This is a genomic window from Sphingomonas sp. SL1004, assembly GCF_057815015.1.
Genome location: NZ_JBYMUX010000001.1, coordinates 2,963,848 through 2,985,314 on the forward strand (window position 1 = coordinate 2,963,848; position 21,467 = coordinate 2,985,314).

At 66.1% G+C, this 21,467-nt stretch carries 24 protein-coding genes; 6 read left to right on the forward strand and 18 right to left on the reverse strand.

Features of this window, described 5'->3' with window-relative positions:
- Window positions 1–3: 3 nt before the first annotated feature.
- The 5 genes from ssb to AC3D24_RS13465 form a co-directional block, all read right to left on the reverse strand.
- On the reverse strand, window positions 4–600 hold the full coding sequence (ssb, locus tag AC3D24_RS13445; protein ID WP_489031388.1) for a single-stranded DNA-binding protein: 597 nt from the start codon (window positions 598–600) through the stop codon (window positions 4–6).
- A gap of 170 nt (window positions 601–770) precedes the next feature.
- Complete coding sequence (gene feoB, locus AC3D24_RS13450; RefSeq protein WP_489031390.1) at window positions 771–2,645, reverse strand: ferrous iron transporter B; 1,875 nt, start codon at window positions 2,643–2,645, stop codon at window positions 771–773.
- A 9-nt stretch (window positions 2,646–2,654) separates the two neighbouring features.
- On the reverse strand, window positions 2,655–2,930 hold the full coding sequence (locus tag AC3D24_RS13455) for a FeoA family protein (protein WP_055874807.1): 276 nt from the start codon (window positions 2,928–2,930) through the stop codon (window positions 2,655–2,657).
- A gap of 128 nt (window positions 2,931–3,058) precedes the next feature.
- On the reverse strand, window positions 3,059–3,712 hold the full coding sequence (locus AC3D24_RS13460; protein WP_489031392.1) for a COQ9 family protein: 654 nt from the start codon (window positions 3,710–3,712) through the stop codon (window positions 3,059–3,061).
- Window positions 3,709–4,704, reverse strand: a complete 996-nt coding sequence (locus AC3D24_RS13465) for a DMT family transporter (RefSeq protein ID WP_489031394.1) — start codon at window positions 4,702–4,704, stop codon at window positions 3,709–3,711. Before AC3D24_RS13465 ends, AC3D24_RS13460 begins: the two co-directional genes overlap by 4 nt.
- A gap of 84 nt (window positions 4,705–4,788) precedes the next feature.
- Here AC3D24_RS13465 and AC3D24_RS13470 point away from each other — a divergent pair, with 84 nt between their 5' ends.
- Both AC3D24_RS13470 and AC3D24_RS13475 read left to right on the forward strand, forming a co-directional pair.
- The gene (locus AC3D24_RS13470; protein ID WP_489031396.1) at window positions 4,789–5,877 is read left to right on the forward strand and encodes an alkene reductase; all 1,089 of its coding nucleotides are present in this window, start codon (window positions 4,789–4,791) and stop codon (window positions 5,875–5,877) included.
- 275 nt (window positions 5,878–6,152) lie between these two features.
- A complete protein-coding gene (locus AC3D24_RS13475; RefSeq protein WP_489031398.1) occupies window positions 6,153–6,647 on the forward strand; it encodes a hypothetical protein in 495 nt (164 codons plus the stop codon).
- A 35-nt stretch (window positions 6,648–6,682) separates the two neighbouring features.
- Here the strand turns inward: AC3D24_RS13475 and AC3D24_RS13480 are convergent, their stop codons facing one another.
- The 10 genes from AC3D24_RS13480 to gltX form a co-directional block, all read right to left on the reverse strand.
- Window positions 6,683–7,498, reverse strand: a complete 816-nt coding sequence (locus AC3D24_RS13480) for a DUF1206 domain-containing protein (protein WP_489031400.1) — start codon at window positions 7,496–7,498, stop codon at window positions 6,683–6,685.
- Window positions 7,499–7,779: 281 nt separating this feature from the next.
- A complete protein-coding gene (locus AC3D24_RS13485) occupies window positions 7,780–7,971 on the reverse strand; it encodes a DUF4169 family protein (RefSeq protein ID WP_489033157.1) in 192 nt (63 codons plus the stop codon).
- Window position 7,972: 1 nt separating this feature from the next.
- Complete coding sequence (locus AC3D24_RS13490; protein WP_489031402.1) at window positions 7,973–8,485, reverse strand: GNAT family N-acetyltransferase; 513 nt, start codon at window positions 8,483–8,485, stop codon at window positions 7,973–7,975.
- Window positions 8,486–8,528: 43 nt separating this feature from the next.
- Window positions 8,529–8,951, reverse strand: coding sequence for a 6,7-dimethyl-8-ribityllumazine synthase (gene ribH / locus AC3D24_RS13495; protein WP_489031404.1), 423 nt, complete (start codon window positions 8,949–8,951; stop codon window positions 8,529–8,531).
- On the reverse strand, window positions 8,951–10,105 hold the full coding sequence (gene ribB, locus AC3D24_RS13500) for a 3,4-dihydroxy-2-butanone-4-phosphate synthase (protein ID WP_489031406.1): 1,155 nt from the start codon (window positions 10,103–10,105) through the stop codon (window positions 8,951–8,953). Before ribB ends, ribH begins: the two co-directional genes overlap by 1 nt.
- Entirely contained in the window at window positions 10,089–10,700 is a 612-nt protein-coding gene (locus tag AC3D24_RS13505) for a riboflavin synthase (RefSeq protein ID WP_489031408.1), read from the reverse strand. The genes ribB and AC3D24_RS13505 overlap by 17 nt, the downstream gene beginning before the upstream one ends.
- Window positions 10,700–11,776 carry a bifunctional diaminohydroxyphosphoribosylaminopyrimidine deaminase/5-amino-6-(5-phosphoribosylamino)uracil reductase RibD gene (gene ribD, locus AC3D24_RS13510; protein WP_489033158.1) on the reverse strand — a complete coding sequence of 359 codons (1,077 nt, stop codon included), beginning with the start codon at window positions 11,774–11,776 and terminating at the stop codon, window positions 10,700–10,702. Before ribD ends, AC3D24_RS13505 begins: the two co-directional genes overlap by 1 nt.
- Window positions 11,773–12,120: a hypothetical protein gene (locus tag AC3D24_RS13515; RefSeq protein ID WP_489031410.1), complete on the reverse strand. Its 348-nt coding sequence runs from the start codon at window positions 12,118–12,120 to the stop codon at window positions 11,773–11,775. Before AC3D24_RS13515 ends, ribD begins: the two co-directional genes overlap by 4 nt.
- A 55-nt stretch (window positions 12,121–12,175) precedes the next feature.
- On the reverse strand, window positions 12,176–12,841 hold the full coding sequence (locus AC3D24_RS13520) for a TonB family protein (protein WP_489031412.1): 666 nt from the start codon (window positions 12,839–12,841) through the stop codon (window positions 12,176–12,178).
- A 543-nt stretch (window positions 12,842–13,384) separates the two neighbouring features.
- On the reverse strand, window positions 13,385–14,710 hold the full coding sequence (gene gltX, locus AC3D24_RS13525; protein WP_489031414.1) for a glutamate--tRNA ligase: 1,326 nt from the start codon (window positions 14,708–14,710) through the stop codon (window positions 13,385–13,387).
- Window positions 14,711–14,813: 103 nt separating this feature from the next.
- On the opposite strand from gltX, the gene AC3D24_RS13530 reads away from it, so the two are divergent.
- Window positions 14,814–15,752, forward strand: coding sequence for a ribose-phosphate pyrophosphokinase (locus AC3D24_RS13530; RefSeq protein WP_489031416.1), 939 nt, complete (start codon window positions 14,814–14,816; stop codon window positions 15,750–15,752).
- 75 nt (window positions 15,753–15,827) lie between these two features.
- On the opposite strand, the gene AC3D24_RS13535 is transcribed toward AC3D24_RS13530, so the two are convergent.
- Window positions 15,828–16,157, reverse strand: a complete 330-nt coding sequence (locus tag AC3D24_RS13535) for a PilZ domain-containing protein (protein WP_055874768.1) — start codon at window positions 16,155–16,157, stop codon at window positions 15,828–15,830.
- Between the two features lie 44 nt (window positions 16,158–16,201).
- A complete protein-coding gene (locus AC3D24_RS13540) occupies window positions 16,202–16,732 on the reverse strand; it encodes a sterol desaturase family protein (RefSeq protein WP_489031418.1) in 531 nt (176 codons plus the stop codon).
- A 198-nt stretch (window positions 16,733–16,930) separates the two neighbouring features.
- On the opposite strand from AC3D24_RS13540, the gene sucC reads away from it, so the two are divergent.
- The 3 genes from sucC (at window position 16,931) to AC3D24_RS13555 (ending at window position 20,039) form a co-directional block, all read left to right on the forward strand.
- Window positions 16,931–18,133 carry an ADP-forming succinate--CoA ligase subunit beta gene (gene sucC, locus AC3D24_RS13545; protein WP_489031420.1) on the forward strand — a complete coding sequence of 401 codons (1,203 nt, stop codon included), beginning with the start codon at window positions 16,931–16,933 and terminating at the stop codon, window positions 18,131–18,133.
- A gap of 233 nt (window positions 18,134–18,366) precedes the next feature.
- Window positions 18,367–19,113: an electron transfer flavoprotein subunit beta/FixA family protein gene (locus AC3D24_RS13550; RefSeq protein ID WP_489031422.1), complete on the forward strand. Its 747-nt coding sequence runs from the start codon at window positions 18,367–18,369 to the stop codon at window positions 19,111–19,113.
- Entirely contained in the window at window positions 19,110–20,039 is a 930-nt protein-coding gene (locus AC3D24_RS13555; protein WP_489031424.1) for an electron transfer flavoprotein subunit alpha/FixB family protein, read from the forward strand. Before AC3D24_RS13550 ends, AC3D24_RS13555 begins: the two co-directional genes overlap by 4 nt.
- A gap of 293 nt (window positions 20,040–20,332) precedes the next feature.
- Here the strand turns inward: AC3D24_RS13555 and AC3D24_RS13560 are convergent, their stop codons facing one another.
- Entirely contained in the window at window positions 20,333–21,430 is a 1,098-nt protein-coding gene (locus tag AC3D24_RS13560; RefSeq protein ID WP_489031426.1) for an acyltransferase family protein, read from the reverse strand.
- Window positions 21,431–21,467 lie beyond the last annotated feature (37 nt).

The window sequence follows — 21,467 nt, forward strand, 5'->3', positions numbered from 1 at the left end:
GCCTTAGAACGGCACGTCGTCGTCGAGATCGTCCGAGAAGCCACCGGTCTGGCCGAAGCTGCCGCCGCGCGCGCCGCCGCCCGAGGGTGCGCTGCCACCACGACCGCCGCCGCCGCCGCCGCCGCCGTAACCGCCGCCGCCACCCGACGAACCGCCGCCGAAGTCGTTGCCGCCACCGCCGCCGGCCCAGTCGTCGCCACCGCCGCGGCTACCACCGCCGCCGCCTGCGCCACCGCCCTGGCCGCCGTTCGGGCCGTCGAGCATCGTCAGCACGCTGTTGAAGCCCTGCAACACGATCTCGGTCGAATATTTGTCCTGGCCCTGCGCGTCCTGCCACTTCCGGGTCTGGAGCGCGCCCTCGATATAGACCTTCGAGCCCTTGCGGAGATACTTTTCGGCGACGTTCGCCAGACCTTCGTTGAAGATCGCGACCGAATGCCATTCGGTCTTTTCCTTGCGCTCGCCCGACATCTTGTCCTTCCAGGACTCCGATGTCGCGATGCGCAGATTGACGACCTTGCCGCCGTTCTGGAACGCCTTGCTCTCCGGGTCGCGACCCAGATTGCCGACGATGATGACCTTGTTGACGCTGCCTGCCACGAACCCAGGACTCCACTAGTAAGGTTTGATTGCTCAGACGAGCATGAACGAATATACGGTAGCGGCGTAGGACCTGGGTGCAGATTACCCGGTGGAAGGGATGATCGCTTCTGGGGAGAAGGACCAGGACCTACGCCTTGAACGGATTTGGAGTCCGCTCAGTGGATCACCTACAAACCGGCGGCTACCGCCAGCCAGTATGTGATGCCAGCCATGATGTACGCGGCGGCGAACAAATAGCCAACCATGAAGGCCGGCCATTTCCACCCATTGGTCTCGCGACGGGTGACGGCGATGGTCGAGATGCACTGCGGTGCGAACACGAACCACATCAGGAACGCGAGTGCGGTGGGCAGGCTCCAGCGGCCGCGTAGGTTCTCGACCATCGCCTTGCCGCCCTGGTTGCTGTCGGGATCGTCGATTGCGTAGACCGTGCCGATCGCGGCGACCGCGACTTCGCGCGCGGCCATCGCCGGGATCAGCGCGAGGACGATATCGCGGTTGAAGCCGATCGGCGCGAACACCGGCGCGATGCCGTTGGCGATCCGGCCCGCGACCGAATAATCGACCGCCGAGATCTTCGGCGCGCCGGCGGGCTGCTCGGGCGGCTTGGGGAAGCTCAGCAGCACCCACAGGATGATCGTCGAGGTCAGGATGATCCCGCCGGCACGCTTCAGGAAGATCTGCGCGCGGCTCCACAGGCCGATGCCGACGTCGCGCCACTGCGGCCACTGGTATTTCGGCATTTCCATCATGAAGCCCGACGACACGCCCTTGGTCACCGTCCGGCGCAGCACGAGCGCGGCGACGAACGCGCCGACGATGCCCATCACGTACAGCCCGAGCATGACGATGCCCTGAAGCCCCACGAACGGCAGTATCTGCGTGTTGGGGATGAACGCGCCGATGATCAGCGTGTAGACCGGCAGGCGCGCGGAGCACGTCATCAGCGGCGCGATCAGGATCGTCGTCAGCCGGTCCTTCTCGTCGTCGATCGTCCGCGTCGCCATGATCCCGGGTATCGCGCAGGCGAAGCTCGACAGCAGCGGGATGAACGCGCGGCCGGACAGCCCGACGCTCGCCATCACGCGGTCCATCAGGAATGCCGCGCGGACCATGTAGCCGCTCGCCTCGAGCACGAGGATGAACAGGAACAGGATCAGGATCTGCGGCAGGAACACAATCACCGCACCGACGCCGGCGATCACGCCGTCGACCAGCAGCGAGCGGAGCAGCGAGGCGGGAAGTTCTGCGGTGATGAATCCCTGCAACGCGGTGAAGCCCGCGTCGATCGCGTCCATGAACGGCTGTGCCCAGCTGAACACCGCCTGGAACATCAGGAACATGATCGCGAGCAGCAGGATCGGCCCGGCGACCGGGTGCAGCGCGACCGCGTCGAGCATGTGCGTCCAGCGGCGGACGGTCGTCTCGGACACGGTCGCCGAGGTGGCGATCGCGCGCGCGCGGCGCTGGAGCGTGACGATGTCGTCCTGCACGCTGCCGTCGGATTTCCGCAGCCGCATCGGGCCGTTGACGACGATGCTTGAGAGTGCCGCCTTCAACTCGTCCAACCCACGCTTGCGCACCGCGACGGTCGGGATCACCGGCACGCCTAGCTCGCGCTCGAGGACTTGCGGATCGAGCTTCAGCCCGTCGCGCTCGGCGAGGTCGACCATGTTGAGCGCGACCACGACCGGTAGGCCGAGCGCGATCAGCTGGAGCGTGAAGCGGAGGTGGTTGTCGAGATTGGCGGCATCGACGACGACGACCAGCGCGTCTGGCAGGCGTTCGCCGTCTTGCGTGCCGGTGACGACGTCGCGCGTCACGCGCTCATCGGGGGAGGAAGGTTCGAGGCTGTACGCGCCCGGCAGGTCGACCAGTTCGACTGGCCGTCCGTCGTCGAGCATCAGCCGCCCGACCTTCCGCTCGACCGTGACCCCGGGATAATTGCCGACCTTCTGGCGCGCGCCGGTGAGCGCGTTGAACAGCGCGCTCTTGCCGGCATTGGGATTGCCGACCAGCGCAACCAGCGGTGCTGCGTTCATTCTAAAGGATTATTCGGCCGCGGCAGGCATGGGAGAAACCTGGATCGCACCGGCGACGGCACGGCGCAGCGCGACGGTCATGCGACCGATCCGGCAGGCGATCGGGCCTTGGCCCAGCGTCGCGCGGTGCAGCACCTCGACATCGACACCCTCGTCGAAGCCGAGTTCGCGCAGGCGACGCGCTTCCGGCCCCGCAAGCCGCGCCCACTCGATTGCCGCAACAATAGCGTGCTGCTTGCGCGGCAGGGTTTCGAGGCTGACGGAACGATCGGGGCGAGTGTCCATGATGCGAGTGATTATCAGTAACGCCGTTCGAAGGAAAGCCCTAACCGTCGTTAGTCGGCACTAGCTCAACGTCGCGCCGTTCGGGCGAAAGTCAGGATAGAGAGTTACTTAGCGGACTGGTCGCGGCTTCAGGCCGTCGGATAGCGTAGCCGGCCAACAAATCGCGACAGGCTGAAACCGTGCTCGGTGCGCTTGAGGAAACCGGCCTTGGCCTTTTCGAACTGCATGATCCCGTTGATCCGGCGACCCAGGAACGCGCGCGTCTCGGCAAGGCCTTCGCTCTCGTCGTCGAGGAATACCGTGATCGTCGACGCATACACGCCGAGCAGGATCGTCCGCTTGGTGTAATAATTATAATCGGTCGCGACATCGCCGGCCGCGCGCCAGATCGTGTCGACCGTCCGCCAGCCCAGCCGCGTCGCCTTCGCAAGATTCTGTGGAAGCGCGAGAATCGCCAGCGCGCGGCGGAGCGATTCGCGATCGATCGACGTCGCATCGAGTCGTGCCTCGACCAATGCGGTGATCTTCTCGCGGATCTTCATCAGCGCGAGCCGTTCGGGGGGCACTGCGGCGAGCATCACGACGTCGATATGCGCGAACCACGCGTCGATCATGTCGACCGGGCCATCCTTGAACGCCAGCGCGGCGACGTCGGTGTCTATGCCTTCCGCTTGTGCGGCCATGTCGCGCGCGGCGTCGCTCCAGCCGTCGAAGGCCGCGTTGGCGGCGATGCCGGGCGCGAGCAGGGCACGGATTTCGTCGAGCGTAAGGTCCTGGGTCATACCGTCTCCTGCCGTCCAAAATCAGGCGTATCAAGCGCGTCTTCAAGAGGTAATGCGGGGGGAGGGCCCTGACGAACGAGCACCAGCGCGACCGCGACCATCACGACGCCGACCAGATCCGCCGCGCCCAGCCGTTCGCCATACACCAGCCAGCCGACCAGCCCCGCCACCACCGGCTGGATCAGCAGCGCGATCCCGATCACCAGCGGCGTGAAGCGGCCAAGCGCATAGATCATCAGCCCCTGACCGAGCACCTGGCTGCACAAGGCGAGCCCGATCAGCGGGCCCCAGTGCGCCGGCAGCACGCGCTCGCCCATCGCCAGCGCGAACACCAGCAGCGGCACGATCCCGGCGAGCGTCGACAGCGTCAGCGCGGAGACCGGGGCGAGCGTCGCCCGGGCGCGCGCCATCAGGATGAAATAGACGGTGTAGAGCAGCCCCGCGAGCAGGCAGAACAGATCGCCCGCGAGGTTCTTCGCATCGAGCTGGTACGAGCGCCCGAGCAGCAACGCGCCACCCGCCGCCGCCAGCGCTAGCGCGAACCCTTGCGTCCGCGTCGGCCAGCTTCGCACGATCAGGAAGCCGTAGATCGGGAAGATCAGCGTCGCGACATTGCCGAACAGCGTCGCATTGGCGAGCGTCGTACGGAGAATCCCGAGATGCCAGGTGCCGAGATCGGCGGCGAAGCACACCCCGCCCGCGAGTAGCCCGGCCCATAGCTTCCACCCCAACCGCATCGGTCGCGCGCCCTGCTGGACCGCGAGCACGACCAGGAATGGCACCGCCAGCGTGAGGCGCCAGAACCCCGCGGCCACCGGCCCGACCTCTGTCGCACGGACGAACCACGGCCCGAACGCGAGTGCGACGTTCGCCACCACCAGCGCCGCGAACGCGATCAGGCCGGGGGCGGCGCCAGGCACGGCGCTCGGCACAGCGCCCGCTACACCGACAGTGTTCGCCTCCGTGGTCAAACCGTGCGGCGTATCGGGCACGCTAGATAATCTTTGCGGGTCGGGGCGATGCATGCCGCCCTGTAGCCTCCTATCTTCCGCCCGTCAGGCCAATAAGGAGCCCCCATGCCTAGCCTTTTCGATCCTATCACGCTCGGTGCCGTCGAAGCGCCCAACCGTATCCTCATGGCCCCCCTCACGCGTGGCCGTGCCGACAAGGCCGCGGTGCCGTCCGACCTGATGGTCGACTATTACACGCAGCGGGCGAGCGCCGGGCTGATCATCTCGGAGGCCACCGGCATCAGCCGCGAAGGCCTGGGCTGGCCGTTCGCACCGGGCCTGTGGACCGACGCGCAGGTCGAGGCGTGGAAGCCCGTCACCGCGTCGGTGCACGCAGCCGGCGGCCGGATCATCGCGCAATTGTGGCACATGGGGCGCCAGGGTCATTCGTCGGTGTACGAGACTCAGCCCGTCTCGTCGTCGGCCACCGCGACCGAAGGCCAGGCGCACACGTTCGAAGGCAAGAAGGATTTCGAGGTCGCGCGTCCGCTCGAGACCAACGAGATTCCGCGCCTGCTCAACGATTACGAGCTGGCGACGAAGAACGCGCTGGCGGCAGGCTTTGACGGCGTGCAGATTCACGCGGCGAACGGCTATCTGATCGACCAATTCCTGCGCGACAACGCCAATTTCCGCACCGACGAATACGGCGGCGGAATCGAAAACCGCGTCCGCCTGCTGCGCGAAGTCGCCGAGCGCGTAATCTCGGTCGCCGGTGCCGGCCGCGTCAGCGTTCGCCTCTCCCCCAACGGTGATTCGCAGGGCGTCGACGACAGCAATCCCGAGCCGCTGTTCACCGCTGCTGCCAAGGCGCTGTCGGATCTCGGTATCGCGTTCCTCGAACTGCGCGAGCCGGGCCCCGACGGCACCTTCGGCAAGACCGACGTGCCGAAGCTCAGCCCCGCGATCCGCAAGGTGTTCAAGGGCGTGCTGGTCGTGAACTCGGACTACACGACCGTCGAGGAGGCGCAGGCCGAACTCGATTCGGGCAATGCCGATGCGATCACCTTCGGTCGCACGTTCATCGCCAATCCGGACCTGCCCGAGCGCCTGCGCACCGGCGCGCCGCTGGCGAAGGACGACGCGAAGACGTGGTATAGCCAGGGCCCCGAGGGCTATGTCGACTACCCCGCGCTTGAAACCGCGAACGCTTGAACCGGGGGCCGGCTGTTCGAAAGCCGGCTCGATCTATCGCCGATACGCAAATCTCATCGCCCATCCGAAAAGCCGTCACCCCAGCGAAAGCTGGGGTATCCCTCGTGGTTCGCGACGTTCGCCCCACAGTGAGATCCCAGCTTTCGCTGGGATGACGGCGGGGGGGGGGGGGGCGGACGGTTGGGTGACGGCTTGGAGCCCCTAGTCACCGGTGCCGCCATCGCCTAGCAGCGCGCCTCCGCGTCCGTGGCGCACCGGTGACGACAGGATATGCAATGAGTGACGGCTGGCCGAGCGGCGGCAGGGGAACGGGGCCGCTCATGCCGGGCACCGCCGACCGTGCCGCAAAGCGGGCGGAGGAGCGCGCCAACGGCCGCGAGCAGCGCGCAAGGGAACGGCTCGCCGCGTCCGAACAGCGATCCGAGTCACGCGCCGCCCAACGTGATCTCCAGTCCCAGGAACGGGAACGCGCCCGCGAAAGTCGGCGGATCGAGGAAGATCAGCGGATCCAGGCGCGGCTCGATGCACCGCCGACGAACGACGTCGAAGCACTGAAGATCTCCAAACGTCGCCGCTCCGGCGCGCTCGCCCGCAGCGGCGACGAGAGCAAGAAAGACCGCGATACGCGCGGCTACAGGACCGTCGTCGATACCGCCCGCATCCGAACGCTCTCCGATCGCGGCGCCTCGCTCGCGGGGCTCGCAGGCGCGTTCGGCATCACGGTCGAAGAGGTCGAGGCGGCGCTCGCCGAGACCGCGTCACTGGATTGATCGCGTCACCGGCGAACCACCGTTTTGCCGGCCCGTCAGTCGGTGCCGGGCAGGTCGACATGCAGTCGCCGAAAGCGCGCCTCGACCAGGCTGTAGGCACCGAACAGCGCCAGCCCGATCCCGGTCAGCACGAGTAGCCATTTGCCGCCCGGCTGCGACCGGAGCGTCTCCAGCGCCTCGGCGACGCCGCCCGCGTCGCTTGCGTGCGAACTCCATGCGGCCAGCGCGAACAGCCCGGCGACGATCAGGAACACGAGCGCGCGCGCGCCGTAGCCGATCCGCCCCATCGTGCAGACATAGCCCGGTGCGGGGGCATCGCCGCGCAGATCGTGGATGAAGTCTCCGCGCCATGCCTTCTGCGCCTGCTGAAATCCCGCGACGAGGATCCCGATCGCAACCGCGCCGACCAGGAACCGCCCGAGCGGCTGCGCGAGCAGCAGCGCGGTCCAGTCGCGCGCGCTCTCGTCGCCGGGGGAGACGGCAGTCGACCCCTTGCCCAGATGCAACGCGAGGCTGGTCGCGGTCCAGGCGAGGATCAGATGCGCGATCCCGCTGACGACATGGCCGATCCGCCTGAGGCTACCCTTGAGATCATGGCCGATCTGCTCGGGATTGGCGGCCGCTTCGGTCAGCCGCCAGACCGCGTAGCCGAGCAGCCCCGCGGCGACGATCGCCAGCAACAGCGTTCCGAACGCCGCATCGGCCAGCGATCCGATCGCGCCCTGGTTGTCGGCGACTTCGCCGCCCAGCAACGCGGCATCTATCGCGAACCATCCGACCAGGATGTAGACCACGCCCCGTGCGGCAAAACCAAGCTTGGCGAGCAGTGTCGCATTCGCGTCCGAAATCATGAATGCCCCTTTGTTACGGACGCATAACGGCGCGCGGGTCTCGACGTTCCTGTGGGAGAGGGGATGATGTGGTTGCGGCGGGCAGCGGGAACTGGGCGGGGATGTTTTACGTCAGACTTCAACGATCCTCCCCCGTAAAGGGGGGCAGGCTTCAGCGTTCGCGAAGAGGACTGCCAGGATAGTGCCCTCACCTTCACCCGTCGCTGGCTTTGCCGTCTCGCCTTATTTCGATGGGCGAGGGAAAGTGCCCGCGACATCTTCGCTTTGGGGGAGAAGTTAGGTTATTCCGGGGGCGTGTCGGATGTGAAATTCTGGAGTTTGGCGCCGTCCAGCGTCTTCTCGGTCCGAGCCTTCTCAGCCGCAACCGCAGCCTTTTCCGCGGCAGTCCGCCCGAACAGCCTGCGGTTCCGATCCGCCTTCGACGAAGCCTCGTCTCGCGCGCGCTGCTTCCGGACGAGTCGCAGGTTGATCACGTCACCCAAGCCCTGATCTCCGCCCCCGCCAGTCGGCGGCGCTCTGGCCCCAATCGTCCACCGGCAGCGATTCGAGCGGCGGGGGGAGGGTCGTTCGGCCGCGATGGGTCGATCCGAGGCGTTGCGCGAGTGCGATCGATTCGACGTTGTCCGGTGCGATCGTGTGGATGATGTCGGTCCAGCCGAGCCCGTCCACCGCATAGTCGATCGTTGCCGTCGCGGCCTCACGCGCAAACCCGCGACCTGCGAACTGCGATGCCAACCCCCAGCCGATCTCGGTACCCGGCCAGCCCTCGGGGTGCCAAGGACCGACGCGGCCGATCCATTCGCCGGTATCGCGCAGCGTCACCGCGAACATCGAGAAGCCGCGAATGCTCCACGCACCCGCCATGGCGCACAGCCCGCGCCATGCGACGCTGCGCGACTGAACGCCACCAAGATGACGCATCGTCACCGGATCGGCGTGGAACGCATACCACGCGTCGGCATCCTCCGGTCCGAGAGGCCGAAGCAACAGGCGCTCCGTCAGGAGCACCGGCGCGGTCATGCGACCGCGGTCATGCGAGGAAGCGGTCCTTCAGCGCCAGCATCGCGAGTGCCGCGTTCGCCGCGCCGCCGCCCTTGTCGCCTTCGGTTGGACGCGCGCGGGTCAAGGCCTGCGCCTCGTTCTCGGTGGTCAGGATGCCGTTGCCGACGGCCAAGCCGTCCATCGTCAGCTGCATGATCCCACGGGCACTCTCGCCCGCGACGATCTCGAAATGATAGGTCTCGCCGCGGATCACGACGCCGAGTGCCACATAGGCGTCGAACGTCTCGCTCTCGGCCGCCAGCGCGATCGCGCCGGGGACTTCGAGTGCGCCGGGCACGGTGATCGTCTCGTGCGTGTGGCCGGCGGCTTCGATCGCCGCCTTCGCGCCCTCGACGAGCAGGTCGTTCAAATGGTCGTAGAAGCGCGCTTCGACGATGAGGAGATGCGCCATCAGTTGCTCTTTTCACTATCCAGGGAGGCAATCCGCCGCTCGCCGACGATCGACAGGCCGTAGCCGTCGAGCCCTACGAGGGTGTGGTGCGTGTTGGTGATCAGCACCATGTCGTGCACGCCGAGTTCGGTCAGGATCATCGCGCCGACGCCGTAATCGCGCAGTTCCTCCATGTCCGGGGTGATCTCCGCGCCGGCCTTCTTCATCACCGCCGAGGTGAAGGTGTTGCTGCGAGGGCGGTTGATGACGACGATGACGCCCGCGCCCTCGTCGGCGATCATCTGCATCGAGCGCGCGAGGATCCGGCCGCGATCGCCTGCCTCGCCGAAGATGTCCGCGAACGGCGACAGTGCGTGCATGCGGACGAGCGTCGGCTTGGCGGGGTCGATCTTGCCCTTGACCAGCGCGACCTGCTCGGTGCCGGTGGCCTTGTTCCAGAACGTCAGCGCGCTCCAGTCGCCGCCCCATTCGGAGGTGAACTTCGCCTCGGCGCGCTTCTCGACGAGGTGATCGTGGCGGCGGCGATACGCGATCAGGTCGCGGATCGTGCCGATCTTGACGTTGTGGAACTGCGCGAAGGTGACGAGGTCGTCCATCCGCGCCATCGTGCCGTCTTCGTTCATGATCTCGCAGATCACGCCCGACGGGTTGAGCCCGGCCAGCCGCGCGACGTCGACCGCCGCCTCGGTATGGCCGGCGCGGATCAGCACGCCGCCGTCGCGCGCGACCAGCGGGAAGACGTGGCCGGGGGTGACGATGTCCGGCTTGCCCTTGGTCGCATCGACCGCGACCGCGATGGTGCGCGCACGATCGGCGGCCGAGATGCCCGTCGTGACCCCCTCGAGCGCCTCGATCGAGACCGTGAACGCGGTCTCGTGCCGCGTGCCGTTGTTGCGGCTCATCAGTTCGAGCCCGAGCTCTTCGGTACGCTCCCTGGTCAGCGCGAGGCAGATCAGGCCGCGGCCGAACTTCGCCATGAAGTTGATCTTCTCCGGGGTAGCCATCTGCGCGGGGATGACGAGATCGCCCTCGTTCTCGCGGTCCTCGTCGTCGACCAGGATGAACATCCGGCCGTTGCGCGCCTCGTCGATGATCTCTTCGGGCGACGACAGATAGCCGTGCTTCAGACGGGCGAGTTCAGCTGGCTTTGACACGGTAATGTTCCATGCGTTGGAGATAGCGGGCGAGGACGTCGATCTCGATGTTGACCGACTGCCCCATCTGGATCGTCCCGAGCGTGGTGACCGCCCAGGTATGCGGGATGATGTTGAGGCCGAATTCGACCTCGCCATCGATGTCTTGAACGCTGTTTACCGTGAGCGAGACGCCGTCGATCGTCACCGAACCCTTGGGTGCGATGAACGGCGCGATGTCGGCGCCGGCGCGGATGGTGACGCGGTGCGAGCCGCCTTCCTCCGCGAGCGCGACGACGGTGCCGAGACCGTCGACATGGCCCGTGACGATATGGCCGCCGAGTTCGTCGCCAAGCTTCATCGCGCGTTCGAGGTTGAACTTGCGACCTTGCGTCCATTGATCGCGCGCGGTCCGGCTGATCGTCTCGCCCGAGACGTCGACCGCGAACCAGTTCGGCCCCTTGTCGACGACGGTCAGGCAGACGCCCGAGCACGAGATCGACGCGCCGAGATCGACGGTGGCGGTATCATAGGCGGTGCTGACGACGACGCGCGTGTCGCCTGGCGACTCCACGCTCGCGACAGTGCCGATGTCGGTGACGATTCCGGTGAACATTATGCCTCGTTTCGTTCGCGCTCGTAGACCTCGAGCCGGTCGCTGCCAAGTTGCCGCGCATCGACGATCGTCCAGCGACCATGCGCTTCGGTCAGGTCGGTGAGGCCGATGTCGCGGAGTGCGTGCTTGCCGCCGCCGATCAGGATCGGTGCGCGGTAGAGTAGGAGCCGGTCCGCAAGATCGGCGCCAAGGAACGCCGACGCTACGGCCGCGCCGCCTTCGACCAGGATGTGGTCGGTGTTGGGGAGGGTGGCGATGGCTTGCGGGGACGAGATGACGGTCCAATCGCCGCTTCCGTCACCCCAGCGAAAGCTGGGGTCTCCTGGTGAGGCTCCGTCGTGGTCACCAACGGGGATATTCCAGCTTTCGCTGGAATGACGGGGAGAGGGAGGGGTGGTTAGGGTTGTCGAAAGCAACACCCGCTTCGGCCCGCGGTCTTCCAGACCCGGCAACCGTACGTCGAGTCGCGGTGCGTCCGCCTCGTACGTCCCACGACCAACCAGGATCGCTTCATGCCGACCCCGCTCCAGATGCGCATGCGCCCGCGCCTCTGCGCCGGTGATCCAGCGACTCGATCCGTCCGCCATAGCGATGCAGCCATCGAGCGAGGTTGCCAGCTTCAAGGTGACGTGCGGCCGACCAAGAGCCCGCCGCGTGAGAAACCCGGCCATCGAGCGTCGAGCTTCGTTCGCGCGAAGACCGCTCGCTACTGCGATCCCGGCGGCGTCGAGGCGGGAGAAGCCTTTGCCTGCGGTGCGCGAGTCCGGGTCTTCGAGTGCGCAGACGACACGGGCGATGCCGGCTTCGATCAGCAGGTCGCTACAGGCTGGCCCTCGGGGGGAAACATGCGCGCACGGCTCAAGCGTGACGTAGCACGTCGCGCCGCGGGCACGGCTCCCTGCCTCGGCCAGCGCCATTGCTTCGGCATGCGGACGACCACCCGGCTGCGTCCAGCCTCGCCCGACGACGCGGCCGTCGCGTACGATGACGCAGCCGACATTGGGGTTGGGCGCCGTCCTGCCGCGACCGCGCTCGGCGAGCGTCAGTGCAGCCCCTATCCAGCGCGAGTCGGTCAGATTCCCATCGCCTTCAGCTTGTCATCGAGCCGCTTGAACGACGCGCGCTGTGCGTCCTCGCGTGCCTTCTGCTCGGCGAGCGCCTTGGCCTTGATCGGCGCGTCGATCTTCTGCTGCGCGAGGATCTGCGCATCGGTGCGATCCGCGGGCCATTGCTCGACATAGATGATCTTCGGGCGGTATTCCTTTTCGACGTACGAATCCTTCATGAACGCGTAGATCAGGAAGCTGGTGACGCCGAGCGCCGCCACGAGAAAAATCAGCTCGTACGGCCGGCGCTGGCTGAGGAAGAGCCGCAGGTCGCGATAGGCGACGATCGGCGCGAAACGACTGAAAAAGCCCATGCGCGCCAAGATAGGGTTGCGGGGCCGGCTAGGCCAGCCCCGCAACCCTCAAGCTTTAGTTCTGGAGTACAAACGTCAGCGACATCGATCGCCATGCCTCGACCGGAACGCCGTCGCGGGTTGCCGGCTTGAACCGCCACTTCGCCAGCGCCCGTTCGAGCGTCGCGCGGTAGAACGCGTCGGTGGTCGCGCTGACCCGCTCGACCTGTTTCACGCGGCCGTCGGTGCCGACCAGCACGCGCACGGCGACGCGACCCTCGCGCTCGGCGCGGCGTTCTTCGGACGGATAGCTTGGCTGGAAGTCGGCGGCGTAGCGTGGGTCGATGCCGGGCTGCACGAACACGGGTGCGGGCTTTGGCGGATCGACCGCCACGGTGCCTGTACCGGTGCCTTCGATCCCGATCGGCGGCGTGTAGGGGAGCGGATCGGGCGCGACCGTCAAGCCGTCGGTTTGCGGTATCTGCACTATTGTGATCGGCGCATCGGGACGTGGCGCGGGGCGCGGTTGCTGGCGGATCAGCGGGTCTGTGGGTGGCACCGGTTCGGGTGGCGGCGGCGGGGTGTACGGCACATAGGTTATGAGCGGTTTGTCGGGCACGAACGGCCGCACGTTAGGCGCCGCGAAGAACAACGCTCCGATCACCGCGCAGTTGATAGCCAGCGCGACGCCGAGGCTCCCGGGATTGAATCCGCCCGTCCGGTTTGGTCGATCCGCATACATTTTCCGTCTCCCCTGCTTCTCCTCGAGGATGGCGGCGAGATAGGTACCGCCGGTTGGGATGGTACATCATTACATTTGCGAGGCAAGGGGGTTGGTTGGGTAGGGACGTGGCGTACGCTGACCGATTGGCGTCTGATCGGCGCCGGTGATGTTTGCGGCACGGCGGACACGGCGGACACGGCGGACACGGCGGACACGGCGGACACGGCGGACTGGTCTGACGTGCCGGTTCGGCCAGTTGGGCAGCACGTATCGTCGATACATCCACCACCCCGGCGGAGGCCGGGGCCCAGTTGGGGGACGTTGCTAACTGAAGCCGGCGCTTCGTTACTACGACCTTTCCAACTGGGCCCCGGCCTTCGCCGGGGTGGTGGTTGGGGTGAGGGTGGAGCCTCTCTCGGCGCCGCGGGGGCTGCTGCGAGTCGTCCAGACGGACGGTCAGCCCGCCCCTCCTTGTTCTCCCGCGAAGGCGGGAGCCCAGACTGGACTCCCGCCTTCGCGGGAGAACATTCTTGGGACGGAACGACGTTCGGAACCGCGAGATCAGCGCGCCGCTAATCGCTCCAGCGCCCGCTCGCGGCCGATCAGCGGGAGCATCGCCGCCATGTCCGGCCCGTGATCGCGGCCGGTCAGTGCTCGGCGTAACGGCAGGAACAGCGCCTTGCCCTTTCGCCCGGTCTCCGCCTTCAACCGAGCAGTCAGCGCGTGCCAAGGATCGCTTGACCAATCGATCTCACCCGCCGCAGCCAGCGCCTGATCGAGATACTCGACCTCCACGTCACCTTCGACCGCGATCGGCCCCTCGATCACGCCCCACCAATCCGCCGCATCGGTCAGCGTCACGAGGTTCGGCCGCACCGCCTCCCACGCCGCCACATTCATACCCTCGGGCAACCGCTCGGTCACCGCCTCGAACGGCAGCGCATGCAAAATCCGCGCGTTCAATGCCGCCAGTTCCGCCTCGTCGAACCGCGCCGGCGCGCGCCCGAACCGCGCGAAGTCGAACCCCGCGATCAGCGGCGCGGCGTCGGCGATCGGCTCGACCGGGTCGCTCGTCCCGATCCGTGCGAGCAGCGCACGCACCGCCTGCGGCTCGATCCCGACCTCGCGGAAATGATCGACGCCGAGAGACCCGAGCCGCTTCGACAGCTTGCCCTCCGCGCCGGTCAGCAACGCCTCATGCGCAAACCGCGGCGGCGTGACGCCCAGCGCGTCAAACATCTGCAGCTGGAGCGCGGTGTTCGACACGTGATCCTCGCCGCGCACGACGTGCGTCACGCCCATCTCGGCATCGTCGATTGCCGACGGCAGCATATACAGCCACGATCCGTCGGCGCGCCGGATCACCGGATCGCTCATCGTCTTCGCCTCGAAATGCGCCGCGCCGCGGATCAGGTCGTCCCAGGCGATCGCCGAGTCGTGATCGAGCTTGAACCGCCAATGCGGGCGCACGCCGTCCGCCTCCAGCTTTGTGCGAGCCTCGTCATCGAGCGCCAGTGCTGCGCGGTCATAGATCGGCGGTAACCCGCGCCCGGCCTGGATCTTGCGCTTAAGGTCGAGCTCCTGCGTCGTCTCGTACGCGGGATACACGTGCCCGCTCGCGACCAGTGCCGCGAACCGCGCCTCGTACAGCGCGAACCGTGCCGACTGCCGCTCCTCCGCATCGGGCGTCATCCCGAGCCAGTCGAGATCGGCGCGGATCGCGTCGACGAAGCGCTCTTCGCTGCGTTCGGGGTCGGTATCGTCGATCCGCAGCACGAATTTACCCCCGTTCGCCCGCGCAAACATCCAGTTGTGGAGCGCGGTGCGGATGTTGCCGACGTGCAGTCGACCAGTGGGCGAGGGGGCGAAACGGGTGATCACGGTCATGCCGCCGCTGTAGGTATCTGCGCGCCGACGGGCAAACCCTCACTCTTCCCCCTCGCGCCACCTGCGCCTAAGGGGTGCGCGTGATCGAGCGGGGAAGACTTTCATGAAACTGATGACCGGCAATTCGAACCTGCCACTCGCGCAGGAGATCGCCGCCTATCTCGAAACGCCGCTGACCGACGTCAGCGTACGGCGCTTCGCCGACGAGGAGGTCTTCGTCGAGATCAACGAGAACGTCCGCGGCGAGGACGTGTTCGTGATCCAGTCGACCGGCTACCCCGCCAACGACAATCTCATGGAATTGCTGATCATGATCGACGCGCTCAAGCGTGCGTCGGCCCGCCGCATCACCGCGGTGATCCCGTACATGGGCTATGCCAGGCAGGACCGGAAGCCCGGCCCGCGGACGCCGATCTCGGCCAAGCTCGTCGCCAATCTGATCACCGTCGCGGGCGCCAATCGCGTGCTGTCGGTCGATCTGCATGCCGGCCAGATCCAGGGCTTCTTCGATATCCCGACCGACAATCTCTACGCGGCGCCGGTGATGTCCGCGGACATCCTCGCGCGGTTCAAGGGCAAGAATTTGATGGTCGTGTCGCCCGATGTCGGCGGCGTGGTCCGTGCGCGCGTGCTCGCCAAGCGACTCGACAACGCGCCGCTCGCGATCGTCGACAAGCGCCGCGAACGCGCGGGCGAGTCGGAAGTGATGAACATCATTGGCGAAGTCGAGGGGCGGTTCTGCATCCTGATCGACGACATCGTCGATTCGGCGGGGACGCTCTGCAATGCGGCGGCGGCGCTCAAGGAAGCGGGCGCCGAGGACGTCGTGGCCTATGTCACACATGGCGTGCTGTCGGGCGGTGCGGTGGCGCGCGTCGAGGGCTCCGAGCTGCGTGAGCTCGTGATCACCGACTCGATCGGCAATCACGACGTTATCAAGGGCGCACACGGAAAGATTCGTCACCTCCAGATCGCGCCTCTGCTCGGGGAGGCGATCAAGAGGATCGCGGACGAAACCAGCGTATCAAGCCTGTTCGACTGAAAAAGTAGTTTGTTTCCCCGCGAAGGCGGGAATCCAGTCTGGTCTCCCGCCTTCGCGGGAGAACACTCTAGCAGCTTACCGCTGCGACAGCGCCACGATGTGATCGAACACCGCGGGATGCAGCGGCTTGGCGAATGCGCAGCCGTATTTGAACTTGTCGCGCCACGCGACCACCGCTTCGAGGGCTGCCAGACCGGGTAGCGTCAGCCACACCACCGTCCCCGGCCATAACGTAAAGCTCGTCTCCGCGCGGAATCCCGAGAGCGACAGATCCGTCACCTCGATCTCGAACCGAGTCTGGCCCCGATCGCGCAGATGCGCGCGCATCTTGACGGCCTTGCGTAGCGCTTGACGGAGTTCCTCGCCCTTCGGTTCGGCGGGAGGAATGGGGACGGGCTGTGTCATGTCCGGGACACTGCTCCCCAAGTGGTTACCAATCTCCAAACGCCCTACGATTCGGTAGCTTGAGATGCAGCCGCCCGCGGTCGGACCGGAGCGCGAATCCCCGCACGCGATCGCCGCTTGAGTTCGGCCTTCAGATCCTCGGGCTTGGGCGCGACGAGGAAGCCGAAGCTGACATTGCCCTCCTTCGTCTCGACGACGTGGTGCAGCCGGTGCGCCTGGACGATCCGCTTCATGTATTTCGACTTGGGCAGATACCGGGTCGGAATGCGCTGGTGCACGATGATGTCATGGAATCCGAAATAGATCGCGCCATAGGCCGCAATTCCCGCCCCGATCCATGCGAAACCGGACCACCAGCCAAGCTGGACGCCGCCGAGCAACAATATGAACGACGGTACTGCGAAGATCGCCGCATACAGGTCGTTCAATTCCCAGTTACCATGACGCGCGCGGTGGTGGCTCTCATGCAGGAACCAGCCAAAGCCGTGCATCACCCAGCGGTGCGCGGCATAGGCGAACGCCTCCATGCCGATCACGGTGCCGAGGAACAGGAGGATGCCGAGCCAGATCGCCATCCGCTGCATATAGGCGTGGGACGGCGTTACCGCAAAAGGCGAATTGTCCTAGCAAAAGCATAGTGTAATCAGCAGCAACAGGCCTTTATTGCGAGCGAGACGCAAGTGCATATGCCTTAAGGGTGGATTTGCCGCTCGCCCTGTGCTTTACGCCCAACCAATTCCCGAGTTTCCTAAAAATTGCGTGGAGCCTTCCCGATGAACATCCATGAATACCAGGCCAAGGAACTGCTGGCCAAGTTCGGCGTCCCCGTCCCCGCCGGTTTCGCGGCGCTGACCGTCGAGGAGGCCGTCGAGGCCTCGAAGAAGCTTCCCGGACCGCTCTATGTCGTCAAGGCGCAGATCCACGCCGGCGGCCGCGGCAAGGGCAAGTTCGTCGAGCTCGGCCCCGATGCCAAGGGCGGCGTCCGCCTCGCCAAGACCGAGGACGAGGTTCGCGCGGCCGCGACCGACATGCTCGGCAACACGCTCGTCACGATCCAGACGGGTGACGCGGGCAAGCAGGTCAACCGCCTGTACGTCACCGACGGCGTCGACATCGACAAGGAATTCTACCTCGCGCTGACGCTCAACCGCACCACCGGCCGGGTGATGATGGTCGTCTCGACCGAGGGCGGCATGGACATCGAGGCGGTCGCGCACGACACGCCCGAGAAGATCCAGTCGATCGACATCGACCAGGCGACCGGCTTCATGCCGCATCACGGCCGCGCCGTCGCTGCCGCGCTGCAGCTGACCGGCGATCTCGCCAAGCAGGCCGCGAACACCGCGTCGAAGCTGTATGACGCGTTCATGGGCACCGACGCCGAGCAGATCGAGATCAACCCGCTCGCGGTGACGAACGACGGCAAGCTGATGGTGCTCGACGCGAAGGTCGCGTTCGACGGTAACGCGCTGTTCCGCCACAAGGACCTGCTCGAACTGCGCGACGAGACCGAGGAAGATCCCGCCGAGCTCGAGGCGTCGAAGTACGACCTCGCCTACATCAAGCTCGACGGTGACATCGGCTGCATGGTCAACGGCGCCGGCCTGGCGATGGCGACGATGGACATCATCAAGCTGAACGGCATGTTCCCGGCCAACTTCCTCGACGTCGGCGGCGGCGCCAACAAGGAGAAGGTGACGGCGGCGTTCAAGATCATCCTCGCGGATCCGAACGTGAAGGGCATCCTCGTCAACATCTTCGGTGGCATCATGAAGTGCGACATCATCGCCGACGGAATCGTCGCCGCGGCGAAGGAAGTGAACCTGTCGGTACCGCTGGTCGTCCGCCTCGAGGGCACGAATGTCGAGAAGGGCAAGGAGATCCTCGCGAACTCCGGCCTGGCGATTGTCCCGGCGAACGACCTCGGCGATGCGGCCAAGAAGATCGTCGCGGAAGTGCAGAAGGTTGCGGCGTAACCGCTGACGACTTCGCATACTGATTCTGTGAAAACGGGGCTCGGACGGAAACGTCCGGGCCCTTTTTCGTTGATCTCGCACGCTACTCGGCAGGTGGTCCGGCTGGCATCTCGTCGTGACGCCACGGCACAGCGATGATTCCGTACCGCACTTGCGAAAAGGGCTCGAAACGGCCATCTGTCCGGCCAACGCCGTAAGGCGAAAAAACGATATCGACCTTGGAAGGAACCCCGATGAAGGTGCTGGTGCCGGTCAAGCGCGTGCTTGACTACAACGTGAAGCCTCGCGTGAAGGCGGACGGAACGGGCGTCGATCTGGCGAACGTCAAGATGAGCATGAACCCGTTCGACGAGATCGCGGTCGAGGAAGCGATCCGTCTCAAGGACAAGGGCGTGACGGAGATCGTCGTCGTCTCGATCGGCGAGCAGAAATCGCAGGAAACGCTGCGTACAGCGCTCGCGATGGGTGCCGATCGCGCGATCCTCGTCGTCAGCGAGACCAAGGTCGAGCCGCTGGGCGTCGCCAAGATCCTCGCCAAGATCGTCGAGGAAGAAAAGCCCGACCTCGTCATCCTCGGCAAGCAGGCGATCGACGACGACAACAACCAGACCGGGCAGATGCTCGCCGGGCTCCTGAACTGGGGCCAGGGCACGTTCGCGTCGAAGGTCGAGATCGCCGACGGTTCGGTCAGCGTGACCCGCGAAGTCGATGGCGGTGCGGAGACCGACACGCTGAAGCTGCCCGCGATCATCACCACCGACCTTCGCCTCAATGAGCCGCGTTACGCCTCGCTGCCGAACATTATGAAGGCGAAGTCGAAGCCGATGGCGCAGAAGACGCCGGCCGATTTCAGCGTCGACGTAACGCCGCGCCTGACCACGCTGAAGGTGGTCGAGCCCGCCAAGCGCTCGGCCGGGATCAAGGTCGCCGATGTCGACGCGCTGGTCGGCAAGCTCAAGGAAATGGGAGTCGCCAAGTGAAGACGCTCGTCTGGGTCGAACATGACGGTCAGGCCGTCAAGGATGCCACGCTATCGGCGGTGACTGCCGCATTGCAGCTTGGTGAAGTCCATCTGCTGGTCGTCGGCCAGGGCGTCGACGGCGTCGCTGCCGAGGCCGCCAAGATCGCCGGTGTCGGCAAGGTGCACGTCGCCGACGATACGGCGTTCGCGCATGCGCTCGCCGAGAACGTCGCACCGCTGATCGTCGAGTTGATGGGCACGCACGATGCGTTCGTCGCGCCGTCGACCACGCACGGCAAGAACATCGCGCCGCGCGTCGCAGCCCTGCTCGACGTCATGCAGATCAGCGATATCCTGTCGGTCGAGAGTGAAGACACGTTCACGCGTCCGATCTATGCCGGCAACGCGATCGCGACCGTGCAGTCGTCGGATGCGAAGAAGGTCATCACCGTCCGCGGCACGGCGTTCGCCAAGGCCGCTACCGAGGGTGGTTCGGGCGAGATCGAAGCGGTTGCCTCGACCGGCGACAAGGGTCTGTCGACCTTCGCCGGCTCGGAGATCGCCAAGAACGAGCGTCCCGAGCTGACCAGCGCAAAGATCATCGTCTCGGGCGGCCGCGCGCTCGCGTCGAGCGACCAGTTCCACGCGATCATCGATCCGCTGGCGGACAAGCTTGGCGCCGGCGTCGGTGCCTCGCGTGCCGCGGTCGACGCGGGTTACGCCCCGAACGACTATCAGGTCGGCCAGACCGGCAAGATCGTCGCCCCCGAAGTGTACGTCGCGGTCGGCATCTCGGGCGCGATCCAGCATCTCGCCGGCATGAAGGACTCGAAGGTCATTATCGCGATCAACAAGGACGAGGACGCGCCGATCTTCCAGGTCGCGGACATCGGCCTGGTCGGCGATCTGTTCAAGATCGTGCCGGAGTTGACGGAGAAGCTGTAAGCCTAAGCGAGGCGTGCAGCACAGCAGCACGCCGTTGCGAACAAGCGAAGCGAGTTCGCACGCGAAAGGCCGGCCGGCGGCGCTCCAGCGCCGACCGACGACGCGGGATTTACGCCCGCGTCGCGCGCCACAAACGGGCGGCATGGCAAAGGCCACGCTGCCCGTTCTAATATCCGGCAACCGTAACACTTACCCTCGCCCATTGCCTTCGGCGTCTCCCCCTCTCCCGTCGGGAGGGACCCCGCGGCAACTTCGCTGTGGGACGGAAGAGGACGGTTCGAACTAGCGCGGCATCACCGTCCCAACCGCCCCCCACTCAGCACGCCCGCTAGTGCCGGCGCGATCCACATCATCGCCAGTCCCAGCCCAACCGTAACCCCCAGCACCAGCAACGGCTGCACCAACAGATACGCGGGATACGCCCCTGCTCCCAGCGCCCCGACCGCCAGCCCGATCGCCGGTCCGAACAGCCACAACAGCACCAGGTGATCGCAAAATGCGAGAAACCCGTATCGCTCGATGTGTTGCAGCCAGGATGCAACGCGGCTCCCCGCCAGCGTCCAGGCCAGCCGCCAGAACAGCAAGGCGGATACCAGCCGAAAGACGATGTCGAACGCCGCCATCGCATGCGAATGCAGATCGAAGAACGCGTTCCCCAGCAACGCCGTCCATAGCCGTGGGGCGAGCAATGCGAGGAACGGCAGCGCGCACGGGGCGAGGGGCCACCGCACCACCCGCTCCGCTACGTCAAACCGCCGCGCGGCGATCCCCGCCGTAAAGAACAGCAGGATCTGCGGGCGCAGCAGCAGCGGGAGATGTACGCCGGACACGCTCCACGCGACCGCCGCGACTGCGACCGCCGCCAGCCAAGCGCTCGACAGCCGCACCAGCAGCGGCGCGATCATCATGCAGACGAACAGATCGCGCAGGAACGGCATCTGCACGTTGATGTCGTTGGCGTGCACCAGCGGCACGAGTTCGTTCAGCGTCCAGCCGAGGCTTGTCGGCGTCGGCGCCTTCAGATCGCCGAACGTCGCCGCGGCTCCGACGAGGACGATCGCGATGGCGTTCCACGCCAGCATCGGCAGCAGGATCGTCCGCGCCTTGCCCAGCAGGAACGGGCCGTAAGTCTGGCGCGTCGCCGTCGAGACCACCAGCCATCCCGAGATCATGCCGAGCAACGGCACCGCGCTGCGTCCGAACAGTTCGATCAGCGCGGTCCGCAAGATTCCCTGTCCGCTGAACGCCGCCGCCGCCAGCTCCTCGGCGGTGCGCCCGGTCCAGGCATGGACATAGACGACCCCCAATATCCCGATCAGCCGCGCGATCGCGATCGCGGTGGAGAATTGACTGTCGCGCGGGCGCGCCGGTTCGGTCGATATGGTCTGCAAGTCCGGCCCTTCGCCCCGTTTTCGGACGCGCCTTACC